At 25.2% G+C, this 2,701-nt stretch carries 4 protein-coding genes; all 4 read left to right on the top strand.

Features of this window, described 5'->3' with window-relative positions:
* Positions 1–384, top strand: a 384-nt coding sequence (locus tag U881_RS0100885; RefSeq protein ID WP_024652964.1) for a plasmid maintenance protein, incomplete at its 5' end; no start/stop codon positions are given.
* Positions 385–393: 9 nt separating this feature from the next.
* Positions 394–957: a DUF226 domain-containing protein gene (locus tag U881_RS0100880; protein WP_024652963.1), complete on the top strand. Its 564-nt coding sequence runs from the start codon at positions 394–396 to the stop codon at positions 955–957.
* Positions 933–1,679, top strand: a complete 747-nt coding sequence (locus U881_RS0100875) for a ParA family protein (protein ID WP_024652962.1) — start codon at positions 933–935, stop codon at positions 1,677–1,679. The genes U881_RS0100880 and U881_RS0100875 overlap by 25 nt, the downstream gene beginning before the upstream one ends.
* Positions 1,680–1,752: 73 nt before the next feature.
* Positions 1,753–2,307 carry a chromosome replication/partitioning protein gene (locus U881_RS0100870; protein WP_024652961.1) on the top strand — a complete coding sequence of 185 codons (555 nt, stop codon included), beginning with the start codon at positions 1,753–1,755 and terminating at the stop codon, positions 2,305–2,307.
* Positions 2,308–2,701 lie beyond the last annotated feature (394 nt).

Genomic DNA, 2,701 nt, shown 5'->3' with positions numbered 1-2,701 from the left:
GGTTATGAAAAATCTGAACTTAAAATACGAATGTCTGAGATAAGCGAGAAATACAAAGAAAAGCCCCATTTTATAGTCGAAAGTAAAAAGTACCCAGACTTAAAAAAAGCCATTGCGAAACTTAAAAAAACGGTACCACAGGTAAAGGATGAAGAAGCAGAAAAGAAGAATCTTGAGATCAACATATTTAGCATACTAGTAGATCAATTTTCTAGGAAAGTGGATAGAGCAATTTTGTTCCCAATACTTAGGGAGTATTTGAGCAAACAAGAAACATTGGACTATAAAAAAACATTTAACAACCATTATTACAACGAAATCTTCGAAATAATAGAAGAAAAAGGATATTTAAAAATAAGAGAGAGTGAGAAAATCGTAACTTGAGGGTAATTAATGGAGAGCGTATTAGAACGCCTAAAAGAAAAAAAAGTTGAAATTGCACCAAAAGAAAAAAATAGGAATCTATTTATAAAAATAGAGGATAAGAACAATAGAAAAATATATCACACAAAAATAATGACAGATTTTTATGCCTTTGGGATCCATAATAACCAAAAACATAAGTTTTTTATATCTCTTAGAGATTTGTTTAATAGGGATAAAACTGAATTTTTTAGTTTATTTTCAATAAAAGAAAATGATAAATTCTTGGGAATATTTTATGGATTTAGAAAACCAATAAAAAATGTAGTTAGAAGATACGAAGAAAATGGAGTCATGAAAGTATCTACATTTTCAAAAATTTATTATATGGAATTCAGATTTAAAAAAGGAAGTGTATTCTGCTATTTAAGAGGGTTGTCTTATTTATTTAGAGAAGACAAAATAGATTCAAATTATCGAAAAACTTTAGTTATGGTACTTACAACTTTAGAAAGCAAAGTATACGAATTTTATGGTAAAAAATTGCCAGATGGGGGTTTAATAACAAAATGGATAGAAAAAAACCAAAAATAATCACAATTGCATCAATTAAAGGAGGTGTTGGTAAAAGTACAAGTGCAATCATATTGTCAATTTTGTTAGTTCAAAACCATAAAGTTTTATTGATAGATCTAGATACTCAAGCATCAATTACCAGTTATTTTTTTAAGAGAATAAAAGAGCAAAATTTTGAATTATTGAGTAAAAATATTTATGAAATTTTGAAAGGAAATATAGATATCAATAATTCGATTGTCGATATAAGTAATAATCTGAGTTTAATACCCAGTTATTTGACTTTACACAATTTTAATTCAGAATCCATACCTTTTAAAGAGATAAAATTACAAGAACAGTTAAATTTTTTGGAAGTTGAATATGACTACATAATAGTTGACACTAACCCTAGTTTGGATATTACCTTAATAAATGCTTTGGTTGTTAGTAATTATATATTAGTTCCGGTAACAGCAGAAAAATGGGCAATTGAAAGCTTGGAATTGTTAGAATTCTTTGTTAAGAAATTGAATTTGATAAAAATTCCTATATTTTTACTCAATACTAGATTTAAAAAAAATAACACTCACAGATACTTGCTAAAGTTATTATCTAAAAAAGACAATTTTTTGGGAGTTATATCAGAAAGAGAGGATTTAAACAAAAGAATAGCAAGAAATATGCGTTTTGACTTAACCAAAGATTATATATCTGAGTATATTACTGTACTTGAAAAATTTTTAGTAAATATAAAGTAAACTGTGGAAATTTTTCGTTATGTTAATAACATTTTACATTCATTTAATGAATGTAAAAATTTTTGGAGGTTTTATGGAAATCAAAATTAATAAAAGAGACTTGTCAAATTCAGTAAAAGAAATAAATTCTATAGAACAAAAAATATGTCGTTATAATTCTTTAAAAGAAAAATTAAAAGTTAATTGTAAAAAAGAAATACATAATAAAATAGAAACAATGAAGATCTTAAAAGAAATTAAAGATAATGAATATTATAAATTAGACAGTTACAAAACTTTTGAAGATTTTTCAAGAGAGTATAGATTAGCAAGGACTCAAGTTTATCAGTATTTAAGACTTGCAAATGCTATGGAAGAGGGGATTATCGAAGAAGTTTTTTTAATAAAAAACGGTATAAATGTTGCACTTATTTTTTTACAGGATAAAAAAGGAAAAAGAATCAAAAGATCAAAAATAAATCCGATAAAACCATTGAGGTTTCAGCTTAAAAGTTATGAGAGTTATGCTTATTATAAAAGCGATTCAAAATTTACCAGTTTTCTCATGGAGGCATTGTTTGAAGAAAAGAAAGATTTGCTTGATGAATTTAAAGAAAAATATGAATCCTTCAAAAAAGGTAAAGGATAATTGTGTAATGACGTTAAGAACGTTAAATAAATTATTTGTAAACTGTATAGGATTGATTTTACTCTATATTTAGTATACTATAATTGCTATTAGTAGTGCTGGTCATTTTAGTACTATCTTAATTTAGGTTCATCCTAATAAGTCTCTAGGGCTTATTCAAATATTTTAGATAAAAGAATATTTGGGTAAGCCCTAAATTTTTATCTTTAAGACTAATAAGTTGATAAAATATTGATTTACTGTATTGACAAAAATAATTATTTATTATACTATTTGTTTTAGCAAATATTTTAACAAAACCTAAATTTAAGGAGTATTATTAATGAATAAAAATCTACCAAAAACACATATGCAAGAAAGTAAAATTAATAATCAACAAATGACAATGGAACAA

Source organism: Borrelia persica No12 (assembly GCF_000500045.1).
Classification (GTDB): domain Bacteria; phylum Spirochaetota; class Spirochaetia; order Borreliales; family Borreliaceae; genus Borrelia; species Borrelia persica.
Note: the sequence above shows the minus strand (reverse complement) of the source record. Positions and strands in the feature narration are given on the sequence as shown.